Below are 23,445 nucleotides of genomic sequence, written 5' to 3'. Positions count from 1 at the left end.
AGAACGTTAAAAATCCTTATTTCAAGATAACATTGTATGGTTTTGTAAGAACTCTTGTATTGCGATTTTGCAAGAAACATTAAGGGAAATCTCTGATATTATTGTTGTTCCCTAATATGTTGCCTAAATATTCATAAGCAGCTCTTGCACCGTAATATGCGCGTTCACCAAGTGAACTTAAAAATGATTTTCCTACTTTGCAGGTTTCTATATTACGGTCACAAAATGCTCCTAGGTCATTTAAAGCTTCTTTAAATGACCTAATCACATCGCTCGTTGTTGTCTCATTATTTTTGGGGCTAGAAGAATAGTCACTGCTTGGATTTGCTACAAAAAATGAAATAATGACAAAAATAAAAAATAAAAAAAATGATAATTTGATTAAAAAACGTATCATGGGCAATCAATGTACCGCAGTGGTAAATACAATAAAAGAAGCATTTTATACACTGTTTCTTTATAAACAATTTATAAAATTTGTTTTTTATAAAATTGAGTATTCATTTATTGGATCTATATCATTGGCTTTTTTATAAATATGGCACAATGCCGCTGTATAAAATGGGATACATTGTCTATTCAGTAAAAATTTAACATCCCAATTATACACTTACAGGCTGATCATATTAATGAACATACCATGATAAAAAATGAGAGATATAACCATGATCGTGCATAAGAGTTAAGAAATGTACCCCCCACATTTATAATCTTTTATTCCACAAGAAAGTGTAGCAATGAGATAAGGATTAAACACAGAGTCCAATTTCTTTTCCATATTGTGTACATACTTATTTTAAATAATAGTTCATCATCTTAGCTTAGTTGAAAAGGCTAAAAAGAGTCAGACTCTGTTATTCTGACTCTAGTAGTGATAAAATATTTATATTATCTATAAAATTTTTACTAGAACATCACCAACATGATCAATATGTCGATCAAAAGATCAAACAATAGCTTCATCTCTTATAACTCCATCTCAAGATCTCAAGACAAGTTTTTCTATAACATTGTAAACATCAATTTAATTGATACAAAAGTAGCTCCACTAAAATATAATAACCTTAAGAGACCACTATTCTCACCAAACCGTTTACAGAAAAGTAACCCTATATATGTAAATTGTAAAGAATATAATGACTCTTATCTTTTTAACGTTATAGAAAAATAGTCTCTAACTTGTTTTTAAATGATAGGCAAACATCTGCGCCAAAAATGAAGAATAACGCGATATTATTATTGAGATGATTATATGTGATAATGCAGTTTGCAAACACTAAAATGCTCTTGAACGTTAATCATTCGATGTTCTCTTTATACATATTGAAAGATTTGTAAAATCTGAAATTAATAAAAATTGATAAGAGCTCTTGTTGATTGATCAACTTATACATTGATAGAATGAAGCTGCTTATTCTAGGAGTTTGAAAGGAAAAAACAATAATGTAAATGCATTTCTCTCTAGCGAAAAGTAAGAACTAATTTGCATTCGTTTCTTTGTGAAACATAAACGCAACTGAAAATAAAAATGATGACAACAAAACGAAAGACGACCCGAAAAAAAACTGTAAAACACCGTAAATACTATAGTAGTATTGTTATAACACTTCTTCTTATAATTTTTCATTTTATTTTTTGGATAGCAAAAACTCTTTATTTCTATACACGAAAAAATACTTTATTTTTTGTTGGATCTCTTCTTTTTAGCATTAGTTTTTTATTTATTTCATTTAATGCTTTATTTTCGCAAATGACAACGCATCAAAATATTTTAACTCAAATGAAATTTTCCTCCGTTCAAAGTATAGGGAAGAGCTCTACTTTATTGGAAAAAGAAGCAAAATCACAAGAACTCTCTCGTGTAACTTCTCTACATTCTCCAAGTCATCACCATACAAATTCACCTTTACCTCCTCAATCAGCAAGCATTCTGGAAAAACAAAAAGAACTAGTAAAATTAGGACTTTATGATGGACCTTTAGATGGACTGGAAGGACCTAAAACACGCCGAGCTATCACTTTATGGAAACAACAAACTGCTCAGAGAATGCAAAAGAATGCTCTATCTAATCCCGCAACAGATGAAATTGCGATATTAATTAAGCAGAGCGAAATAGAAACAAAAAATATGACGCACTTAAAAGAAGCTATTTCAGAGCCTTCTGTCGAAGATATTATACAAGTGCAAAAAGCTTTACATATTTTTGGGAATGAAGAGGTTATTATCACCGGAATAGAAGATCAAAAGACGATAGAAGCCTTAAAACAGTTTCAAAAAATGTTTGATCTTCCTGTAACAGGTAAAATTAATCACACAATTTTAATGAAAATGCGCGAAATTGGTTTATTAAATTGAGGCTAATCATCTATACTATAAAAATAATCTCTTAATTTATAATGATAATTCATCTTTCGCTTGTTTAATGCCCCCCCCAAACATTCCTTCATCTCAAGCCCTCTTATATTCAATCAATCAGAATGGTTTTCTTACACATTATATATTGCGCCATACAATCTGCTGTAAGAAAACCACAACCAATTGCAGAAAAAAGAAATATTGCAAAATAACAAACGCGCTTGTTCTAGCATTTTTATTACTTCTGATAATAAAAGGACACGAAATTTTATTGTAGTATCATGTAAACCTTTCATATTCTCGAGCCACGAATTGTCCACATCTTATCGTCAATTTGATCTTTATAAATATGACGCAAAGAATTTGTGCAAACACCTGTAAGGATAAGTAGATGTAAAGCTAGTTATGTTATGCTTGTTGTTTCGCAAAGTGTCTGATAAAAAACCGGCACTTCTCTCCAATCTATTGCTGGAAAGTTTTGTGTTTTATGACGTTGTTTTCTAAGAGAGCGTGTGCTTTTGGTGTCGTCTATAAATCAACATCCGAACCTAACGCAGCAGTATGTTTGAAGCAAATGTTAAGACAGTGTAGTGCTTTCTCAACTGTTATAGCTTTTGTATGCCAAATGGAGGCAAGGGCATTGCGCATCTCTGTTTATATAATCTCTGCAACAGAGAGACAGTCTAATTTGGGAAGAATATGAAATTTTAAGGGTAGAAACCAGTTTTTATCTTTGCCATTTCCTTTTAATTCAGCTTTACGACTTTTAAAGACATCTAAAACAATGTCTTTAAAATAATGGAGATTACCTATTGCCTCATGCCTTTATTTAGCTCGTGTATTTTTGGGCTTCCCCCTCACGTAAAACAAAATGTCCTAAACGGAATATACGTGGATTGCCATTCACGATCTTTCTTAAAAAAACATTTTTAAAGCACCCAAGCCCATTTCGCAACAACGGCCCGTGAATAATAATAGCAGCCTTCTCTGTGCGCTATCATCTTTACGCTTGTGAAGAAGCAAACCAGCACCATTACACACTACCTACCTTCAATTTGTGACAGCTCTTGACACTTGAAGAAGCATATCCTTGCTTTATTTTTTTATCCATAGACGCTAATTCCGCCTGTAATATGCAAAAAACATGGTTTTAATTGATTCATTATCAAAGAAGTTGAAATGAGACAATCTTGTGATATTTACAGCTTTCGTTCAATATGAGAAATAAAAAATTATCATTATAAATCAACATATTGTATAACTTTGATATTCCTTCAGGAATGTAAAGATGATAGCGCATAGTAGAGTTTATATACTTTGGGAAGATTTTTATAAACTTACGGGGAGTTTTACATAATCCCCATTCCACGAATGTCAATGTGAAATGGGGCATCCACTGAGAGATGTCTATCTCAAACAGCATAATGTGCAAAAAAAATGCATTTGTTTGGAGCATTCTATTTTGCGTGAGGAGTCCATTACCCTATAAAAAAGCAAACGTGTAAATTGACTGCACAATAACACGTTTCTCTCTATCAAGAGGTTCGTCAATAGAAAGTGTATTAATAATACATCTTTGTCTATCCTGCTTTATATTTTCTCTCATAAACCTCTCAAAAATACACTTTCTCGCGTAACACAACTTATCGTGCATTTTAGAAGCAATTTTATTTCCTTTATTAAAGAAAATAAAAGAATATATAAAAAATTATTTCAGTAATAACTATACAACAAAAAAATATTAACCCATTATATCCTTTTTGCTATTGCGGCCTGGGCTGCTGCTAAACGAGCAATTGGTACTCGAAAAGGAGAACACGAAACATAATCTAGGTTATTTTCTTCGCATAAAGCAATAGAGGCCGGATCGCCTCCATGTTCACCGCAAATTCCTAATTTTATTTTTGCACGCTTTGATCGTCCACGCTGTGCAGCAATGGTAATAAGTTCTCCTACTCCATCACAGTCAATAGACACGAAAGGATCTTGCTCTAAAAGACCTTTTTGAAAATAGGTTGCCAAAAAAGGAGCAGCATCATCACGGGAAATCCCAAAAGTGGTTTGTGTCAAATCGTTTGTTCCAAATGAAAAAAATTCAGCAGTTTCAGCAATTTCATCTGCTCGAAGCGCCGCCCTTGGAAGCTCAATCATCGTCCCAACCATATATTGAATAGTGCTTCCCTTTTCTTTCATCACTTCCTCAGCAACCTGATCAATACGTGCTTTTACAAAATCGAGTTCAGATTTAAGCGCAACAAGTGGCACCATAATTTCAAGCATAACAGGAGATCCAGATTTTTGGGCAGCTTCTGCTGCTGCTTCAAAAATCGCCCGCGCTTGCATTTCTGCAATTTCAGGATAAGTAATAGCTAAACGGCATCCACGTAATCCAAGCATAGGATTAAATTCGTGCAACTGCTGAGCGCGTTCAGCAAGCACTTCAGCAGAAACACCCATAGCTGTTGCAACATCAAGAATTTCTGTTTTCGTTTTAGGTAAAAATTCATGTAATGGTGGATCTAGCAAGCGGATAGTAACAGGTAAACCACACATAATTTCAAATAATTCACTAAAATCTGAACGCTGCATTGGCAAAAGCTTATCTAGTGCTTTACGACGACCATTTTCATCATGACTTAAAATCATTTCACGCATGGCAACGATACGTTCATCAGAAAAAAACATATGCTCCGTACGGCAAAGACCTATACCTTCAGCCCCAAAGGAACGCCCCATACGGGCATCAGATGGTGTATCAGCATTAGCGCGAACTTTGAGACGCCGCATTCCATCAGCCCATTCCATTAATTTTGCAAAGTCTCCGCAAAGCTGAGGTTGCAACATTGCAACTTTCCCTTTGAAAATTTCTCCACTTCCACCATCAATTGTAATAATATCACCTTTTTTAAAGCTTTCTCCTGAAGCAAACAGCGTATTTGTGTTATAATCAATCCGCACACTTCCAGCACCAGAAATACATGGTTTCCCCATCCCCCGCGCAACAACAGCAGCGTGACTTGTCATACCGCCACGCGTTGTTAAAATTCCTTCTGCAGCATGCATACCATGAATATCTTCTGGGCTTGTTTCTACACGGACCAAAATAACTTTGCGACCTTCCGCCGACACCGTTTCTGCCTCTTCTGAAGTAAAAACAATTTCACCAGTTGCGGCTCCAGGAGAAGCAGGTAAACCACGTCCTATAATAGAACGTTCTGCTTTGGGATCAAGTGTTGGATGCAAAAGTTGGTCCAGCGACTTTGCATCAATACGCATCACAGCCTCTTCATGGTTTATTAACCCCTCTTCAACCATTTCAATTGCTATCTTGAGAGCCGCACGAGCCGTGCGTTTTCCTGAACGAGTCTGAAGCATCCATAATTTACCTTTTTCAATGGTAAATTCGAGATCTTGCATATCCCGATAATGCTGCTCAAGCTTCTGCGCTATCTGACATAATTTCAAAAAAGCCTCAGGCATAATTTTTTCTAATGACGGCCTATTTGAACCAGCAACAATACGCGCATTTTCTGTAATATTTTGAGGTGTTCGAATGCCCGCCACAACATCTTCCCCTTGCGCATTAACTAAAAATTCACCATAAAGTTCTTTTTTCCCTGTCGATGGATTGCGTGTAAAAGCAACACCTGTTGCCGAATCTTCACCCATGTTGCCAAAAACCATAGCTTGCACATTAACTGCCGTTCCCCAACTTTCAGGAATATTATGTAAACGGCGATAGGTAACTGCACGTGCTGTCATCCAACTTGAAAAAACGGCTCCAATTGCTCCCCATAACTGCTGTTCAGGATTTTGTGGAAAAGGTTTTCCTAATTTTTCTTCAACATATGCTTTATAGGAAGTAATAATATTCTTCCAATCACCTGCTGTCATTTCTGTATCAATAGTGTAACCATTGCGTACTTTTGCTTCATCAAGAATTTCTTCAAAATACGCATGATCTAACCCCAAAACAACGTTAGAATACATTTGGATAAAACGCCGATAACTATCATAAGCAAAACGTTCATTATTAGCTTGTAAAGCAATGGCTTTTACAGTCTCATCATTCATGCCAAGGTTAAGCACTGTGTCCATCATCCCTGGCATAGAAGCCCTAGCCCCTGAACGAACAGAAAGCAAAAGTGGCTTTTGCTCACTCCCAAATTCACGTCCTGTTTGTTCACCAATGCGTCTTAGTGCTTGATTAACAGATTCCTGTAGCTCTTCTGGATATGATTTGTCATGGGCATAATAAAAATTACAAACTTCTGTTGTCAGCGTAAATCCGGGTGGTACGGGCAAACCAAGATTACTCATTTCTGCCAAATTAGCCCCTTTACCTCCGAGAAGATTACGCTCACTTGCACTTCCTTCTGCCTTTCCATCTCCAAAACTATAAACCCATTTTTTCATTGTACAAATCCTCCCATATCAGCATCAAAACATCATTCAACCTAGGCTCACTTAAAAGCAATGACTTGATTCAAAATCGGCTCAACAAAAAATATTGCTTCATAAATGCATAATATTAATCCTTCCAAAAGCGATAATGACTAAAAGTATCACTATCTATCTTCTGGAAGATTAAGATTCATTTTTAAGAAAACTATCAATCACCGAAAAAAAGTCTTCTACTTTCATGGCACCTTCATATTTACTACCATTAATAAAGAAAGTAGGCGTTGCTGTAACACCAAGTTTTTTACCACGCTCAAAGGATGCATTCACTTCATCTAAAATGGCTTGATTTTTCAAACATGCAGTAAAACTTTCATCTGTAAAACCAGCCATTAAGCCAATTTTTTTCAATGGTGTTAGAGCATCTTTTCCGAAAGCCCATTCATTTTGTTTTTGAAATAAAACTTCTATTAAAGGAAAATAGCGATCTTCTGGTGCACACTGTGCCAACATAAAACCTGCTGTTGCCCGAGGATCAAAAGCATAATCGCGGAAAATCAGTTTTACTTTTCCTGTTTTGATATATTTTTTACGAATTTGAGGAAGTATATCATTATAAAAATGCGCACAATGGGTACATGTCAACGAAGCATACTCAACAATGACGACTGGTGCATCCGCCTCTCCCTCAAAGCGATCCTTTACTTTACCCGATTGGAGAATCTCTTCCATATCAACAGTTGCCACTGGTTTGGGATCACGCGCTAAAGCAACTGTTACACTGTTTTGTACAATCGTTATGAAGAGAAAAATTATCCCGAAAGATAAAAAAGAACGATATTTTACCATAAATAATACTTTTCTGTTGTTATTAACGAATAAGAATCCAACGCTTTCTCATATATTAAAGAAAAATATATAAAATATCTTGCTATTTATTATTTTTTTCCAAAAAAATGCAACAGCCAAGTTTATAAAGTGATTGGCGCAAGCTTTTATCTTCAATTCCTTCAAGCATTTCTCCCACGCATTTTTTGTCTTGTTCACTCAAAGACGATTTTAGAGGCAAGTGATTCATAAAAACCGTCATACTCCTTTGCTCAATCTTGATGCGATCAATAGCAATATAGCCAAAAAATCCGTTAATTCTATGAAGTAATTCCTCTGTTTCATGCATCAATTTTAACGCAGCAAATCCTTCACATGCGACAACAAGTGTTGCTGGCTGAAAAACATCATCTTGATCTGCACGACGTTTCCAAATAATTTTAAGCGGCATTGTATGTTCACTGATATCATAGCCCGCAATTTGTGGCCAATGTTCTATAAGCGCTACATTAAGCCCTGTCCGTTTGCGTAAAACTGGATCAAGTATTTTGTATACCGTCTCAGAAAGAGAATAAAAGATATGTTTTTTAAGTTGTTTTCTCATTTTTAGATCATTGTTCAATCGCTTACTAAATTAAAATCATTTGTTTCATCTAAAAATTATTGCCTCCTCAATTTATGAAAGATCAACAAAATAAATAATTTTTTCTTTTGCATTTTATATCTTCCTATGCTTGAAAACAATCATGTATGAAATTTCTTCGCACCTCCTTGCTTGGTACGATCAAAATCACAGACATCTCCCATGGCGGATTACCCCCGAAAAGCAAAAACAAGGTATCCGTCCTGATCCTTATCAAGTTTGGCTTTCTGAAATCATGCTTCAACAAACAATCGTTGAAACAGTTAAGCCTTATTTTAAAAAGTTTCTGAAACTATGGCCTGATCTTTCCTCTTTAGCAAAAGCCTCACAAGATGACATCATGAAAGCATGGGCTGGACTTGGTTATTATTCACGCGCACGTAATCTTAAAAAATGTGCGCAACAGCTTGTTGAAAACTACGCGGGACAATTTCCACAATCTGTAAAAGAATTGCGAACTCTAGCCGGTATTGGAGATTATACTGCCGCAGCCATTGCTTCAATTGCTTTTAATCACCCTGTAGCAGTGGTTGATGGTAATGTCGAACGTGTGGTAGCGCGCCTTTTTGCTATCACTTCAATATTACAAAAAGCAAAAGTTGAAATTAAAGAAAAAACACAAAAAATTACTGCTTTAAATCGTCCTGGTGACTTTGCTCAAGCAATGATGGATTTAGGAGCAACAGTTTGTACTCCACGCAAACCATCTTGTTATACCTGCCCTCTTCAATGTTTATGTAAAGCAGCAAAGACGCAACAACCGGAATCTTTTCCAGTCAAAGCCCCTAAAAAAGAACGCCCTTCAAAAACAGGTATTGCTTTTGTGGCTCTTAATAAAAAGAGACAAATTTATTTGGAAAAACGACAGACGCAAAAGCTCCTTGGTGGAATGACCCAAATTCCTAACAATATTGGCATAAACAACGAAAATGGGCTCCAAAATGCACCCTTTACTGCCAATTGGCAATTCAAAGGACAAATTACGCATGTTTTTACTCACTTTTCTCTAAAACTCGATGTTTACTATACTGAGGATATTCATGAAATGAATTGTGAAAATGGTTGGTGGTGTAACATTCAACATCTTGCCGAAGAAGCACTACCTACTGTTATGAAAAAAGCCATTTCCGTAGCACTTCCCAATTCTTTCAGATTTAAATAACCTTCCCTATTCGTAAAAATGTTTTCTAACGGAGACTTTTGTATCTCTAACGATCATTTATTAAGTCATTTATTAATCTGTAAAAGAAAAACTTAAAAAAATGAAATAACCAATTTTTTCTACAGATAAGAATTAAGGAGGGGTAAAAAAGCTTAGAAAGCTTAGATTTAAATTTCAGAATCTATCCTTTTTTGCTTATGAAGGAGCAAGTCAGCACCATCATTATATTTACCAGTCCCCTACAACAACCCTTGGCACTTGAAACGGTTCATAAAAGGTACTTTTTAGTTCTTTCTTTAACAATTTTATTCACACGCCAACCCCGCTTATGACATGCAAGCAAGTAAATTTTATTGATTCAATATGAAACAGGTCTGAAATAAGAAAATTTGACGATATTCGGGGGGAACTCAATATGAATAACGCTAAATTATCTTGATAAACCAATACATTTTACGCACTTTATAGATGCACATATTACCTCAAAAAAGCACTTAATTTTGAGCTTCTGAATGAGCCTTTTAATTTTGATATTTCATTTTTATAAGATTATATTAAAATTTTACTGTTTTGGAACTAAAATCAGAACATAGAGTGAAAGTTTCTCATTTTAATTTCTTCTACAAGAAGCAAAAAATACTCGCTTGCCGCTTACAAGCGAGATTAGTGTGTTAATAAAAAACATCTAAGAAAGGCATAAAATGCCCTCACGTCCATCTCAATCAAGATCAGGTACATTGATGATCACTCTAGAATGAAGCGATCAGCTTAGTTCATAAAACACCCGTTTTTAACATTTGTGAACGTATGATCATTCTTAAATGATCTATGGACTTCAACCGTCCATTTTCCTCATAATACCAAAATGTCCAACCATTACAACTCTGCGAATCTTGAGCCTTTCTTCCCATTGCGTGAATTGAGCCCGCTTCACCACCATGCATAATCGTACCATCAGCTCTTACAATAGCAGACACTTGCTTCTTACGATCATAAAGAACTTCTCCAGGATAGAGTAAACCTGCTTCAAGCAAACTGTTGAATGCTACGCGCGGTTCTGCTTTTTTTCTATCCAAAATCGCTAGTTCTGGTTGCGCTAAAGGTTTAACCGCTGCAATTCTCTCACATGCTGCATCAATGTAATCTTGCTCGCGTTCAATCCCAACAAAATCACGCCCTAAAAGCTTGGCAACAGCACCTGTTGTTCCCGAACCAAAAAACGGATCAAGAATAACATCACCAGGTTTACTAGAAGCCATAATAATACGCGCTAATAACGCTTGCGGTTTTTGTGTTGGATGTAATTTACGCCCTGAATCATCCTTTAAACGTTCAGCTCCAGTGCAGAGAGGGAAAAGCCAATCTGAACGCATTTGTAGATCTTCATTGGCCGCTTTTAAGGCATCATAATTAAATGTGTACTTTTTATCTTTTTGATCTCGCACGGCCCAAATAAGCGTCTCATGAGCATTTTGAAAACGGCGCCCTCGAAAATTAGGCATCGGATTATTTTTGCGCCAAATAATATCATTAAGCATCCAAAAACCTAAATCTTGTAATGCCGTCCCAACTCGAAAAATATTATGGTAAGATCCGATAACCCAAAGTGTTCCGTTGGGTTTTAATACACGACGACAAGCAAGCAACCATGCACGGGTAAAAGCATCATACGCAGCAAAACTCTCAAACTGATCCCATGCATCATCAACCGCATCAACAAGCGAATGATCTGGACGGTATAAAGCTCCGTCCAATTGCAAATTATAGGGTGGGTCCGCAAAAATCATATCAACGGAATGTTTTGGAAGTTTTTCTAGAACGGAAACACAATCTCCTTTAAAAATTTTATTGCGCCATGGCATCTGTGAGGGAGTACGAAGAAAATCTTTTTGAAGCTGAATAACTGTCATGAAAAACCCAACAAAATTAACTGAATTTGCCCTATAATCAACCAAAATAGTTTATAGGCCCGCATTACCAATCCATATTTACAAAATAGCGTAAACGTATCGTTAAATTTCTACAAAATTGATAATTGTTTTTGTTTTTTTAAGTAAAAAAACTTTCATATGAATGAAACCTTATTTTTCTTTTTTTCAATGTACTGTTCCCATATCATTTATTTCGTAAAAGAATTAAGAATCATTTTCAAAGCGTATTTTTATGAAATAAGATCTTCTCAATATCGTTTTCATAAAAGTTGTCCATCTCGTAACATGTAAAGGAATATCTTATGCCTCAGATAGATCTTATTATTTTTGATTGTGACGGAGTTCTCGTCGACTCTGAATATCTTGCAGCAAAAATTGGATCTCAATTGCTCAAACAAACAGGATATGAAATATCATCCGAAGAATTGAGTGAGCGTTTTGCAGGACTTATCTTTCCCGATATTCTTAAACACGTTGAACAGGAAACAGAAAAACCAATTTCTGCTCATCTCATAGATCAGATGACTAATATTTTTCGTACACAAATAAAAACTAAATTACGGGCTATTGATGATGTAAGAGAAGCCGTAGAAATTATTCAAACACGCTATCCCTACTGTATCTGCTCTAATGCAAAAAGCGTAGATATAAAAGAGATGCTCACCACGGTTGATCTCTATGACCTTTTTGAAGGTAAAATATTTTCAGCACCTGAAGTTGGAACAAAAAGAACGAAACCAGCCCCTGATGTTTTCCTTTTTGCCGCACAACAATTACAGGCAGAGCCCCAAAACACTATCGTTATAGAAGATTCACTTCATGGTGTACACGCAGCCATAGCAGCAGGCATGCGTGTCATCGGCTTTACGGGAGGATCACATAGCTATCTTGGCCACTCCAATGCACTTGCAGAAGCTGGAGCAGAAACAGTTATCGCAAAACATGCTCATTTAGGAGAAGTCTTAGAAGCAATGGCAGTATGGCGAGATCTATTATAAAAAATCTCTTGAATATATCAGTTTGTAAACTCTTGTAAGAAGCATTTTTACTCAAATGCCCTTCTCTTCTCGCTACTTCTTTTATAATAACTTTAGTAAATGCGTAATTCAGGACATCTTTCTTCTTTATAAACGTCAAAGATTCTGATGCCCTAAGAATTTTATATTATGGGGCTTTATCATCATATCTATTAATTGCAAAATAGACTTGAGTACCTTGAGAAGGATTTCTTAAAAAAGCACATAAATATGAAACATAGAACAACGTAAAGAGATACCTGTAGTTGCTCAAAATTTTCTGAAAGCACTTGTATAGATTTTTTAAATAAGCAATGAAATCAGATCTTTTCAAAAGTAATCCAACTTTAGGAAAGGCATCCTTTCTAAAAATAAAAGTGGCTTTTCGGTTTGGAAAGAAGAAAATGTTGAAAAATATTATCTAATGCCGATCTTTCAGCACTCATAAATGTCTCTGAATTGATATTCTGCTATACACTGCTTTACATCACAGTAATATGCTGTTCACATTGGCGAGAAAATGATAATATCATTTATCTCTATCCAATTCGAGCTCTACTTTATACTATGAGCGAAATGTATATTTTTAGTATCTATAAATGTATTTAAAAAAATAATATTAATATCATTTTATAAAAATTATGCGATCACCACATGTTATTTATATATAACACATAACGAAATATTTCATAAAATTTTAAAAAATATTTTTGTAATTATTACTGTTACATTTTTACAATAATGTTTATAAAAAATTATATTTATATTTTTATATGTATTTTTATTATTGACTAAAAATACATATTGAAATATCTAAATTATATATAGTGTGAGATATATAAACATTATGTATATTTTCTTACATATATAACTTAAAAATATTTGAGGTAAAGTTATGGTCAAAATATTTAAAAATTATATCTTAAGCACTTTTATAGCGAGCACTTTTTTTATTTCACAAACTGTAACTGTTAATGCAAACTATTTGAAAAACGATACTCCAAAAGAGGAACTTTCTGTTTCCCCAATGGAACAAGTAAAGTATGCGAAATCTGATGTAGTTTCTACGACTGCTTTCTATGTTCCATCTGTAAATTATCAAACAGAAAATGGAACAACAGGTGAAGGGAAAATTGAAAAGGTCGTTGAGCCTATGACTGTAGGAGTGGGACTATTGTTTGCTGGATATGCAATGAGCTTTATAGGATCGATAATAAGTTGGATAAAGGACATAGTGTTGATGTTCAAATAATTCAACCTCGTCTAGAACTCTAGAACTATAGCTTCATAATGAAGCTATAGTTCATTGTAAGTAATTACATAATGGAGCTTATCTTGCTACAAAATATAAATGTTGTAGATTATATCCAAATATCCAAAGTATAAATTTACGCATATATATATTGAATAGTATAAAATATTTGAGGTAAATTATGATTAAATTGTTTAAAAATCATATGTTAAGTATTTTCATTATGTCTGCCTTTTTTCTTTCACAGGTTGTAAATGTGCATGCAAACTATTTGCAAAATAATACTCATCGTGAAAATATTTTTGTTTCTGCAATAGAGCAGAAAAAACAGGATGCAGTCCATACCGTTTCTCTCTATAGCCCCATTCTAAGTCGTGGAGTGGATAATGAACCTACTATTGAAGGAAAATTTGAAAAGGTCGTTGAACCTCTTACACTCGGAACCTTTGGTGTTGGGATGGCAATTGGATATGCATCAAGTACGATAGGCATGTTTTTAGGATGGATAATAGGTAAAATAATATCGTATTTTAAATCTCGTTAAAATTGAAATCTTATCAGAATAAAACCTTCTCATACGAAATATAAACTATGGATATATTCTGTGTTTATCCATTGTTGATGACAAAAAACTAATGAATTAGTGCACATTAAGAATGAAAAAGCTTTAAATGCTTCTGTTTCTCTTAATGCGCACTAATTCTGCCGATGCATCTATTCAATTCAGAGTAAAATAAAAGTAAAAGTATTGGTGATAAATTATGATTAAAGTATTGAAAACTTACGTATTAAATATTTTTATAGCAGTTTCTTTTTTGCTTTCACAAGTTATAAATGTTCATGCCAATCATTTGAAAAATGATTTTCAATGGGAAACTGTCTCTCTAATAGAACAAGGAAAGAAAAAAGCTATCAATATAGCTACTCTTTATGTACCAAGTTTCACTCATGGAGCAAAAAGTGAAACTGCCATTGAAGGAAAATTTGAGAAAGTGTTTGAACCAATTACGTTAGGAGTTTTTTCTACAGCAGGAGCTTTGGGTTTTGGATTCTTGACTGGATCTATTATGGCCATATTTAGCGGGATAATCGGATGGGCAATAGGAAAACTTAAAGGCAAATAATTCAAAGATACTCAGTTATTTTTTCTATTTAAAATAAGAATATTTTACAGCCTGCTTCACATCATTTAGCAGGCTGTCGTATGTTTTCTATGGATAAAAGTTAGGTTACCATACTGTATAGAACAAATATAATATCTATAATAATAATTAAGCTAAACAAAAATTATTCAAAGTATAGATTTGCGCACGCAATGCCATAAAATTACCTTACAAATCTTCCAGTGTGAATTTTGATCTGTATCATTTCAATATTCATTTTAGCAGATTTAATTGTTACAAAGTATAAGAGCATAAAATAACTATAAATGATTGAGTTTTACAAAAAAAAGTTCTTCAATAAATACCATTCTATCTATTTGATTTTATTATTTAAGAAGATGCACAAGTGAAGATACGTTGTAAAATTTAAGTAAATGAATAATAGAGGGAAAATTTTCGACTTTAACAGATTTTCTGTGAACATTTGACGTTTATATCTCAAAAATAAAAATGCTTAAGAATATTTCCTTTCATTATTGAGTTAAAAACTCTATCCATTTAATAATTTAAATATTATGAAAAACGTGAAATAAATAACTTCACCAATTTGCCAGAAATAAAAAAAGGATAAAACGTATGGAATATATCAGCACGAGAGGTGAAGCTCCTGCTTTAAGCTTTACGGAAACGATCATGACAGGATTGGCAATTGATGGGGGACTTTATCTGCCAGATAAATTTCCTCAGCTATCATTTGATGCGTTACGAGCACTTCGTGGTCAGTCCTATACAACAATTGCTAAAACTATTCTGTGGCCCTTTGTGAATAACGAAATCGAATATACAGCTTTTGAAAATATGATCGCTGAATCTTATGCAACCTTTCACCATCCAGCAATCTGTCCGTTACGACAAACTGGAGCAGATGAATTTATCCTTGAACTCTTTCATGGTCCTACTTTAGCTTTTAAAGATGTCGCAATGCAGTTTCTTTCTCGACTGATGGATTATGTTTTGACTGAAAAAAATAGATGTGCAACGATTATTGCTGCAACATCAGGTGATACAGGAGGGGCTGCGATACAAGCTTTTGCTGGAAAAGAACACTCAGATATTTTTATTTTATTTCCTAAAGGACGTGTATCACCTGTTCAACAACGGCAAATGACAACCAATCAATGTTCAAATGTTCATGCCATTGCCATTGAAGGAAATTTTGATGATTGCCAAGCTCTTGTCAAAGCAATGTTTAATGACCACAATTTTCGTAAAAAAAGAGCGCTTTCAGGTGTTAACTCTATAAATTGGGCGCGTATCATGGCGCAAATTGTTTACTATTTTTCATCTGCACTTTCCTTAGGGGCTCCTGATAGAGCTGTTTCATTTACTGTTCCTACTGGAAATTTTGGTGATATTTTTGCAGGTTATGTTGCAGCCCGTATGGGATTACCCATTGCTCAACTGGTCATCGCAACGAATGATAACGACATCCTTGCACGTACATTGACCAGCGGTACTTACGAAACACAACCAATAGTCCATACAACATCACCTTCTATGGATATTCAGGTCTCTTCTAATTTTGAACGTTTGCTCTTTGAAAGTGGTAATCGTGATCCAATGTGGATTCGCAATGCAATGGACAACTTGAAACAATCAGGACGTTTTACTCTTGATGAAAAGCAACTCAAAAATATTCGTTCCCTATTTTCTGCTGGGAAAAGCAACATGGCTGCAACAGCTCAAACAATTAATAGTGTCTATAAGGAAAGTGGCTATCTTGTTGATCCACATACAGCCGTCGCTCTTCAAGTAGCGCGTAAAAACAAAAAACCGCATATTCCAATGATCGTCCTTGCCACGGCTCATCCAGCTAAATTTCCTGATACTATTAAAAGTGCTTGTGGACTTCATGCCCCATGGCCATCTCATCTCAATGATGTAATGAAACGCAAAGAACACTTTATAAGTCTTGCTAATGATGAAAAAATAGTAAAAGATTATATCTCTTTAAAATCGCATGCATCTTATTAAAGTTAGCTGCATTAACTTAAATCAAGAATATTCTAATACCCTTACAATGAGGTATTTAACTTATTTAATGGAGTTGTAAATACATGGATGTAGATATATGTCGCCTTAGTAATGGCTTGACTATCGCCACACATACAATGCAACAAATTGATAGTGTTGCCCTCGGAATATGGGTTAAAGTGGGCTCACGCAATGAAACCTCCACACAGCATGGTATTGCTCATCTTCTTGAGCATATGGCTTTTAAAGGAACCGAAAACCGCACTGCTTTTCAAATTGCAACCGATATTGAAGATGTTGGCGGTGAAATCAATGCCACCACCAGTATTGAAACAACAGCTTACTTTGCACGTGTACTTAAAAGCGATATCCCACTTGCTATAGACATTTTAGCCGATATTTTAATGCATTCAAAATTTGACGACAATGAACTAGAACGAGAAAAACAAGTAATATTTCAGGAAATTGGTGCCGCTCATGACACTCCTGATGATATTGTTTTTGATCACTTTACAGAAACAGCCTTTCGTCATCAATCCCTTGGACGCTCTATTTTAGGAACAGCTAAAACTATCCAATCATTTACATCTACTGATCTCCATGATTTCATCAATAAACAATATAGTGCAGATCGTATGATTGTCGTTGCTGCAGGAGCTGTAAAACACGAAAGTTTCTTGCGAGAAGTTGAAAGTCGTCTTGGTACTTTTCGCTCCCATTCAACCGCACCTCTTACTAATCTTGCAAATTATGTTGGTGGCGACTTTCGTGAATATCGCGATTTAATGGATACACAAGTTGTTCTGGGGTTTGAAGGGCGTGCTTATCACGCGCGTGATTTTTATGCGGCCCAAATTCTTTCAATCATTCTTGGTGGTGGTATGTCTTCACGTCTTTTTCAAGAGGTAAGAGAGAAACGTGGATTATGCTATTCTATTTATGCTTTTCATTGGGGATTTTCAGATACTGGTCTTTTTGGTGTTCACGCAGCTACCGGACAAGAAGGGCTCAAAGAACTTATTCCCGTGATTCTTGATGAACTTTCCAAGGTCAGTAAAAACATTCACGCCAATGAACTGCAACGAGCACAAACGCAATATCGTGCGAATCTGACAATGTCACAGGAAAATCCCTCTAGTCAAGCACATCTCATTGCTCGCCAAATACTCCTTTATGGTCGACCAATTCCAATATCGGAAACAATTGAACGCCTCAATCTCATCACTCCTAAAAGATTAACTGATTTAGCACATCGTCTTTTTACAAATTCCACTCCAACACTAACTGCTGTCGGACCTGTAGGACCCCTCATAAATTTTGATGATTTAACGTCAACTCTTTCATACAAGCTAAAGTAAAAAACTTCTTTTCAAAACAGCATCACAATAACATACACATATTTTATCGTAAAATTTACCACAAAAGCTCTTCTCATTAAATAAGTTTTGGAAATATTGGGCAAAGAAGCGTACAAAACTACCCAATTCATACTTCATGTGATAAAGATTCTAATGAGTGAAGGTATATCCATGAAATCTGGAAATTCATGGTTTAACTTTGCCCTTTTAACATATAAAACTTCATTCGCTTCAAGTTCCATTGAAGCAAATGGACATGTGGTCTATTTGTATACAAAACCACATAACTTAAGAAAAAGTGATAACAATTTATTATGTAAATAAATTATAAAAGGTGGACGTTTTTTCTCAAAAATCGAAATGAAAATTAAACATCCTAAAATATTGAGAGTGGGACATTGTGAAGAGTTTGCGTAAAATAATTGATATCATTTTCATTGTAGTCGTTAGTTTTCTTGTCCATCTTACATCAGCACAAGCAATTGAGCCAGTTAAAATTTCTTCTCAGGATGCTGCTCTTGATCTCTCAAAAGCAATTGAAATTCACCATACAAACAGCTCTATTTTTCAAACAAGTACAGCGCCAGGACCAGATGGTATTGTATGGCGTATTGAAGTGCAGGCAAAAAATGAAAAATTTTCCGGAAATTGGGCAGTCTTTTCTCTTGCAAATCCAACAGATGAACAAGTCGATCGTCTCATCGTTGCCCCCCATTACCGCATGGCGCGTTCTGGATTTTTTTGGCCAGATCTTGGATCAGAAAGGATTCAATCCATAACGCCAAGCGAAGGGTTTTCCCTCGATCGTCAACTTAGTGCAAACTCTGACATCTTTCGTATTACCCTTAACCCTGGTGCTGTTGTTACATTTGTGGCCGAACTTAACTCTGCAAATCTACCGCAAATCTATTTATGGCAACCTGAAGCTTATAAAGATGCAATTAATTCTTATACGCTTTATCATGGTATTCTTCTTGGTATATCTGGTCTCTTAGCGCTTTTGTTAACTGTTCTCTTCGTCGTCCGTGGAACAGGGCTGTTTCCTGCAACAGCAGCTGTTGCTTGGGCTGTGCTTTTTTATATTGGTATTGACTTCAACTTTTTAAATAAATTCTTTGCAGTTACACTCACAACACAACCAATCTGGCGTGCTGGTACAGAAGTAGCACTTACTGCTACACTCTTCATTTTTCTTTTTACCTATCTCAGCCTTAACCGCTGGCATTATCATTTTAGTTACGGTGCTATCGCTTGGACCATTGCCTTTTGCAGTCTAGGAGCCTTTGCTATTTATGATCCAATCAGAGCAGCTGGAATTGCGCGTTTGTCTTTTGGTCTTACCGCTGTGCTTGGTATAATATTAATCATCTATTTCTCAATCAGAAGCTATGACCGCGCCATTATGCTTATCCCAACATGGTTGCTCATTAGCTTTTGGTGTGTTGGAGCCTATGCCTGCATAGCTGGATATTTAAACAATGATATTATCCAGCCAGCATTAGCGGGAGGATTAGTGCTCATTGTTCTTCTCATCAGCTTTACTGTCCTGCAACAAACTTTTTCTAATGACGCTTTCCATGAAGGAATATTTTCCGATCTTGAACAACAAGTACTCGCAGCAAAGGGAGCTGGAAATATTATTTGGGATTGGAATATTGAGCGTGACCGTATTGTTGTACATCCAAACATGGCAACCCTTTTTGGTACTGAAATTCATAACCTCAATGGACCTATGCGCAACTGGATTTCAGCCTTGCACCATGATGATCGTGAACGCTTTCAAGCCGTATTAGATATCATTCTTAAAAATAAAAAAGGGCGCATTGATCAAATTTTTCGGCTTTCTTCCGGTGGTGGTTATTATCATTGGTTTTCTCTTCGTGCACGTCCGGCTATGCAAAAAGATGGGAAAATCACACGTGTCATTGGAACCATTGTCAATATTACTAACCACAAAAAATCCGAAGAACGCTTATTGCATGATGCAATCCACGACAGCTTAACCGGCCTTCCTAACCAACAAATTTTCTTCGATAGACTACAAAATTATACCTCTTTGGCGAAAGCAAATATCAAAATTAGACCGACTGTCTTTATGATTGATTTTGACAATTTTCGCCAAATTAATCGCAAATTAGGCATAGCAGTTGGGGATACTGTACTGCTTATAATCGCACGTCGTTTAAACCGTCTCATTAATTTTCAAGACACCTTATCGCGCCTTTCAGCAGACCGCTTTGCAATTATTTTACTCAGTGAAACTGAACCACAAAAAATTGCAGCATTTGCAGATCATTTGCACAAAACAATTTCAGCACCTATTTCACTTTCAGAAAACAAAATAATCCTTTCAACGTCTATCGGATTGGTTACATGGAGTGAAAGCCGATCGACGGCTAAAGATATTTTTAATGATAGTGAATTAGCGATGATTCGTGCAAAACAAATGGGTGGAAACCATATTGAACCTTTTCGTCCTAATTTTCGCACTTTGGGTCTCGAACATAATACTCTGGAGAAAGATGTTCATTATGCCATAAAACGTAATGAGATAAAAATCCTCTACCATCCTATTCTTAATTTATCAGACGGACATATTATTGGTTTTGAAACAATTGTAGAATGGCATCATCCCACTTATGGAAATTTAAATGTCTCTGATTTCATAAAAATCGTAGAAAACGAAAAAATTGTTATGAATTTGTCACAATTTATCATCGATAATGCCATTATCGATCTTATAAATGTACAAGAAAAGTTTTCCCAACAATCTTTCTTTATTTCAATTAATTTACCAAGCGCAGAAATGATTCATCCTCGTTTTATCAGTCAATTGCGCGCCGCTTTGCTTCGTCATCCGCTCCACAAAGGACGTTTGATGATTGAAATATCTGAATTTGTCTTAAGAAATAATCCTGAACAATCAGCGCACTTTCTCGAACAAATTAAAACACTTGGAATGAATCTCGCACTCGATAATTTTGGAACAGGTTATTCGTCTCTGACCTATCTCGTACGTTATCCATTTGATATGGTTAAACTTGATCGTTCACTTATTTCAATCGACTCCCTTAAGAAGAAAATTGTTCTCAAGTCTATCATTAATATGGCAACAGATCTTAATTTGCAAATTATCGCAGAAGGTGTTGAAAATGAAAAAGAAGCGATCTTCCTCCGTCAAGAAGGCTGTAAATATGTTCAAAGCACACTTGTAACGAAACCGATTGCCATAGAAGAATTAATTACGCTCGTTCAGAGCCATTTCCCTTATAAAGTAAAAACATAAGGGATAAAATAACGTGTAAAGTTAAAAAGCTTAGAAAAAACTCTATGCGTGTCCCATTTCAGAAGCAAGATAAGTTGGATCGATACCCATGCGTGTTAAACTTTTATCATACTTGCAGCTTAAATCGCTTTCAAAAAGAAAACTAGGTGATGTAGAACTGATTAGCCAACCATTTGTAGAAATTTCTGCCTCAAGTTGCCCCGCTTTCCATCCAGCATAACCTAATGCTACCAGTGCATGTTGCGGACCTTGTTCGCAACTGATCGCTTTTAATATATCAATTGTCGCAGTAAAACAGACCTTATCTGCAATAAAAACAGTTTCTTCACAAGCATAATCATCTGAATGAAGGACAAAACCACGCGAAGGATCAACAGGACCACCATAGCGAACTGGAAACTGTTTTATTGGTTCAGAAAGACTTTTTTTTTGGCCACTGTCTATGACTCCCAAGTGAAGCAAAAGCTCTGGAAAATCAATATGATGCAATTGATTGAGAATAATGCCCATCGCACCGGCATCAGAATGCGCGCAAATGTAAATAACAGAACGAATAAAGCGTTTGTCATTCATCCCAGGCATTGCTATGAGTAATTGTCCACCTAAAAAGCCATTACACCGCTTCATTAATTTGTTATTCTCCATAATTTACATGATAAAAGTTTGTTCATTTAGTACACTAGGAAAATAAAACTCCAATGAAAAAAAGTCATATATTTACAAATTTACAAAATATCGCAACTTTCTTTTATAAAAATCTTTTAGTTACTTTAAGCTTAACATTCATAGTTTTAGAATTACTTAACATTCCTGTAAATGCTCAAAAAGGACAAAAACTCCAGCTTTTCGCAACATCTTGGTATGAATCAGATGGTGGTCGTATCCGATTAGCGATCACCGAACCTTCTCTTTCTGGAATAAGAGAAGGCATTATTGAGATTGTGCTTAAACCAGGATGGAAAACTTACTGGCGTAATCCAGGTAATTCTGGCATGGCACCGTTTTTTAATTTCAACCAACAGGTTTCTTATGAAATCTTTTATCCTACCCCACAGCTTTTTGAAACAGAAAATGATTGGTCATTAGGCTATAAAGATAAAGTAATATTGCCCTTCAATCTTTCTGGTTCAAGCAAAAATTTAAGTGGTGCTTTCACTCTTGGATTATGTAATAAAATCTGTCTTCCATTTACTGTTAACTTTGATTTTTCGCCATCTGCTCTTAAAAATAAACATCTTCCTGCTTCCTTCTTAAAAAATGCCCAAGATTCTTTGCCCCGCATGATGCAGAATGCACTAAAAATAAGTGCCGAAAAAAATAACAGTACCCTTCTTATAAAAATACAAAATAACAACAAAACCACTCCTTCCTCTCTCTTTTTAGATGGAGGAGAAATGCAAATTGGAGCAGCAAAAAAAGTCAGTGATAACGCAGAATATACACTCTTCAGTGCTCCACTCTATTTCGCTCCAGAAGAAATAAACCAAAAAATTTTTTATACAGTTTCTTTTAAAGATTACGCCTTAAGTGGAACATTCATATTCCATACGCAGCCAACCCCTCTTGTGACTCCGTAATAAAAGAAAAAAGCTATCAAACAGCAATTATGCTGTAAAATGTCCATTTTCGCGATATTGAGTAATTGCTTTGCGAGCAAGGCCATCTGCGCGTTCATTTTCTGGATGTCCCGCATGCCCTTTTACCCAGTGCCATCTGACTGTATGACAAGAACAAGCATCCTCAAGAGCTTGCCATAGCTCCATATTTTTAACAGGCTTTTTTGATGCGGTGCGCCAATTATTCTTTTTCCAATCTTCAATCCACTTAGATATACCGTTACGCACATAAACTGAGTCTGTATAAAGGTCGACCAAACAGGGCTCTTTAAGCGCCTTTAATGCACAAATTGCCGCCATGATTTCCATTTGATTGTTTGTCGTATGGACCTTACCACCATAAAGCTCACGTTCATGACCATTCCAGCGTAAAATTGCTCCCCATCCTCCAATTCCAGGGTTCCCTGAGCAAGCACCATCTGTATAAATTTCAACGACTTTTTGTTGAGTTGCCATAAA

The 23,445-nt window shown here is 35.4% G+C and carries 17 protein-coding genes; 10 read left to right on the top strand and 7 right to left on the bottom strand.

Annotated elements, in window-relative coordinates:
- Window positions 1-79: 79 nt before the first annotated feature.
- Complete coding sequence (locus ACFIKD_RS03270; protein ID WP_375647213.1) at window positions 80-397, bottom strand: DUF5330 domain-containing protein; 318 nt, start codon at window positions 395-397, stop codon at window positions 80-82.
- 1,134 nt (window positions 398-1,531) lie between these two features.
- Between ACFIKD_RS03270 and ACFIKD_RS03265 the strand changes: the two genes are divergently transcribed.
- Window positions 1,532-2,356: a peptidoglycan-binding protein gene (locus ACFIKD_RS03265; RefSeq protein ID WP_375647222.1), complete on the top strand. Its 825-nt coding sequence runs from the start codon at window positions 1,532-1,534 to the stop codon at window positions 2,354-2,356.
- A gap of 1,749 nt (window positions 2,357-4,105) precedes the next feature.
- Here ACFIKD_RS03265 and ppdK read toward each other — a convergent pair.
- The 3 genes from ppdK to ACFIKD_RS03250 all read right to left on the bottom strand — a co-directional run bounded on the left by ppdK (window position 4,106) and on the right by ACFIKD_RS03250 (window position 8,189).
- A complete protein-coding gene (gene ppdK, locus ACFIKD_RS03260; RefSeq protein WP_375647212.1) occupies window positions 4,106-6,772 on the bottom strand; it encodes a pyruvate, phosphate dikinase in 2,667 nt (888 codons plus the stop codon).
- Between the two features lie 171 nt (window positions 6,773-6,943).
- On the bottom strand, window positions 6,944-7,606 hold the full coding sequence (locus tag ACFIKD_RS03255; RefSeq protein WP_375635754.1) for a DsbA family protein: 663 nt from the start codon (window positions 7,604-7,606) through the stop codon (window positions 6,944-6,946).
- An 82-nt stretch (window positions 7,607-7,688) separates the two neighbouring features.
- Window positions 7,689-8,189, bottom strand: a complete 501-nt coding sequence (locus ACFIKD_RS03250) for a DUF721 domain-containing protein (RefSeq protein WP_375635755.1) — start codon at window positions 8,187-8,189, stop codon at window positions 7,689-7,691.
- Between the two features lie 142 nt (window positions 8,190-8,331).
- Here ACFIKD_RS03250 and mutY point away from each other — a divergent pair, with 142 nt between their 5' ends.
- Window positions 8,332-9,390, top strand: a complete 1,059-nt coding sequence (gene mutY / locus ACFIKD_RS03245; RefSeq protein ID WP_375647210.1) for an A/G-specific adenine glycosylase — start codon at window positions 8,332-8,334, stop codon at window positions 9,388-9,390.
- 773 nt (window positions 9,391-10,163) lie between these two features.
- Here mutY and ACFIKD_RS03240 read toward each other — a convergent pair.
- Window positions 10,164-11,252 (bottom strand): site-specific DNA-methyltransferase, encoded by a 1,089-nt coding sequence (locus ACFIKD_RS03240; protein WP_372440009.1) that lies wholly within the window; start codon window positions 11,250-11,252, stop codon window positions 10,164-10,166.
- Between the two features lie 371 nt (window positions 11,253-11,623).
- Between ACFIKD_RS03240 and ACFIKD_RS03235 the strand changes: the two genes are divergently transcribed.
- From ACFIKD_RS03235 to ACFIKD_RS03205, 7 genes are all read left to right on the top strand, one after another.
- Entirely contained in the window at window positions 11,624-12,319 is a 696-nt protein-coding gene (locus ACFIKD_RS03235) for an HAD family hydrolase (RefSeq protein ID WP_375635757.1), read from the top strand.
- A 913-nt stretch (window positions 12,320-13,232) separates the two neighbouring features.
- Window positions 13,233-13,589, top strand: coding sequence for a hypothetical protein (locus tag ACFIKD_RS03230; RefSeq protein ID WP_375644573.1), 357 nt, complete (start codon window positions 13,233-13,235; stop codon window positions 13,587-13,589).
- Between the two features lie 181 nt (window positions 13,590-13,770).
- Window positions 13,771-14,133 (top strand): hypothetical protein, encoded by a 363-nt coding sequence (locus ACFIKD_RS03225; RefSeq protein ID WP_375635759.1) that lies wholly within the window; start codon window positions 13,771-13,773, stop codon window positions 14,131-14,133.
- 217 nt (window positions 14,134-14,350) lie between these two features.
- Window positions 14,351-14,713: a hypothetical protein gene (locus ACFIKD_RS03220; protein ID WP_375635760.1), complete on the top strand. Its 363-nt coding sequence runs from the start codon at window positions 14,351-14,353 to the stop codon at window positions 14,711-14,713.
- Between the two features lie 615 nt (window positions 14,714-15,328).
- Window positions 15,329-16,726, top strand: a complete 1,398-nt coding sequence (thrC, locus tag ACFIKD_RS03215) for a threonine synthase (protein ID WP_375635761.1) — start codon at window positions 15,329-15,331, stop codon at window positions 16,724-16,726.
- An 83-nt stretch (window positions 16,727-16,809) separates the two neighbouring features.
- The gene (locus tag ACFIKD_RS03210; protein WP_375635762.1) at window positions 16,810-18,084 is read left to right on the top strand and encodes a M16 family metallopeptidase; all 1,275 of its coding nucleotides are present in this window, start codon (window positions 16,810-16,812) and stop codon (window positions 18,082-18,084) included.
- A gap of 400 nt (window positions 18,085-18,484) precedes the next feature.
- Window positions 18,485-21,370, top strand: coding sequence for an EAL domain-containing protein (locus tag ACFIKD_RS03205; protein ID WP_375647209.1), 2,886 nt, complete (start codon window positions 18,485-18,487; stop codon window positions 21,368-21,370).
- A 42-nt stretch (window positions 21,371-21,412) separates the two neighbouring features.
- On the opposite strand, the gene ACFIKD_RS03200 is transcribed toward ACFIKD_RS03205, so the two are convergent.
- A complete protein-coding gene (locus ACFIKD_RS03200) occupies window positions 21,413-21,997 on the bottom strand; it encodes a YqgE/AlgH family protein (protein WP_012754832.1) in 585 nt (194 codons plus the stop codon).
- Between the two features lie 71 nt (window positions 21,998-22,068).
- On the opposite strand from ACFIKD_RS03200, the gene ACFIKD_RS03195 reads away from it, so the two are divergent.
- Window positions 22,069-22,947 (top strand): protein-disulfide reductase DsbD domain-containing protein, encoded by an 879-nt coding sequence (locus ACFIKD_RS03195; RefSeq protein ID WP_375635764.1) that lies wholly within the window; start codon window positions 22,069-22,071, stop codon window positions 22,945-22,947.
- Between the two features lie 27 nt (window positions 22,948-22,974).
- On the opposite strand, the gene rnhA is transcribed toward ACFIKD_RS03195, so the two are convergent.
- Window positions 22,975-23,442 carry a ribonuclease HI gene (gene rnhA, locus ACFIKD_RS03190; protein WP_375647208.1) on the bottom strand — a complete coding sequence of 156 codons (468 nt, stop codon included), beginning with the start codon at window positions 23,440-23,442 and terminating at the stop codon, window positions 22,975-22,977.
- Window positions 23,443-23,445 lie beyond the last annotated feature (3 nt).

Source organism: Bartonella sp. CR84HXZ (assembly GCF_042194535.1).
Classification (GTDB): Bacteria; Pseudomonadota; Alphaproteobacteria; order Rhizobiales; family Rhizobiaceae; genus Bartonella; species Bartonella grahamii.
The sequence above is the reverse complement of the archived record's forward strand: the minus strand, read 5'-3'. Positions and strand labels throughout refer to the sequence as shown.

Coding starts and splice junctions, on each gene's coding strand:
- ACFIKD_RS03270 (WP_375647213.1), bottom strand. CDS start 397: ATGATACGTTTTTTAATCAAATTATCATTTTTTTTATTTTTTATTTTT.
- ACFIKD_RS03265 (WP_375647222.1), top strand. CDS start 1,532: ATGACAACAAAACGAAAGACGACCCGAAAAAAAACTGTAAAACACCGT.
- ppdK (WP_375647212.1), bottom strand. CDS start 6,772: ATGAAAAAATGGGTTTATAGTTTTGGAGATGGAAAGGCAGAAGGAAGT.
- ACFIKD_RS03255 (WP_375635754.1), bottom strand. CDS start 7,606: ATGGTAAAATATCGTTCTTTTTTATCTTTCGGGATAATTTTTCTCTTC.
- ACFIKD_RS03250 (WP_375635755.1), bottom strand. CDS start 8,189: ATGAGAAAACAACTTAAAAAACATATCTTTTATTCTCTTTCTGAGACG.
- mutY (WP_375647210.1), top strand. CDS start 8,332: ATGTATGAAATTTCTTCGCACCTCCTTGCTTGGTACGATCAAAATCAC.
- ACFIKD_RS03240 (WP_372440009.1), bottom strand. CDS start 11,252: ATGCCATGGCGCAATAAAATTTTTAAAGGAGATTGTGTTTCCGTTCTA.
- ACFIKD_RS03235 (WP_375635757.1), top strand. CDS start 11,624: ATGCCTCAGATAGATCTTATTATTTTTGATTGTGACGGAGTTCTCGTC.
- ACFIKD_RS03230 (WP_375644573.1), top strand. CDS start 13,233: ATGGTCAAAATATTTAAAAATTATATCTTAAGCACTTTTATAGCGAGC.
- ACFIKD_RS03225 (WP_375635759.1), top strand. CDS start 13,771: ATGATTAAATTGTTTAAAAATCATATGTTAAGTATTTTCATTATGTCT.
- ACFIKD_RS03220 (WP_375635760.1), top strand. CDS start 14,351: ATGATTAAAGTATTGAAAACTTACGTATTAAATATTTTTATAGCAGTT.
- thrC (WP_375635761.1), top strand. CDS start 15,329: ATGGAATATATCAGCACGAGAGGTGAAGCTCCTGCTTTAAGCTTTACG.
- ACFIKD_RS03210 (WP_375635762.1), top strand. CDS start 16,810: ATGGATGTAGATATATGTCGCCTTAGTAATGGCTTGACTATCGCCACA.
- ACFIKD_RS03200 (WP_012754832.1), bottom strand. CDS start 21,997: ATGAAGCGGTGTAATGGCTTTTTAGGTGGACAATTACTCATAGCAATG.
- ACFIKD_RS03195 (WP_375635764.1), top strand. CDS start 22,069: ATGAAAAAAAGTCATATATTTACAAATTTACAAAATATCGCAACTTTC.
- rnhA (WP_375647208.1), bottom strand. CDS start 23,442: ATGGCAACTCAACAAAAAGTCGTTGAAATTTATACAGATGGTGCTTGC.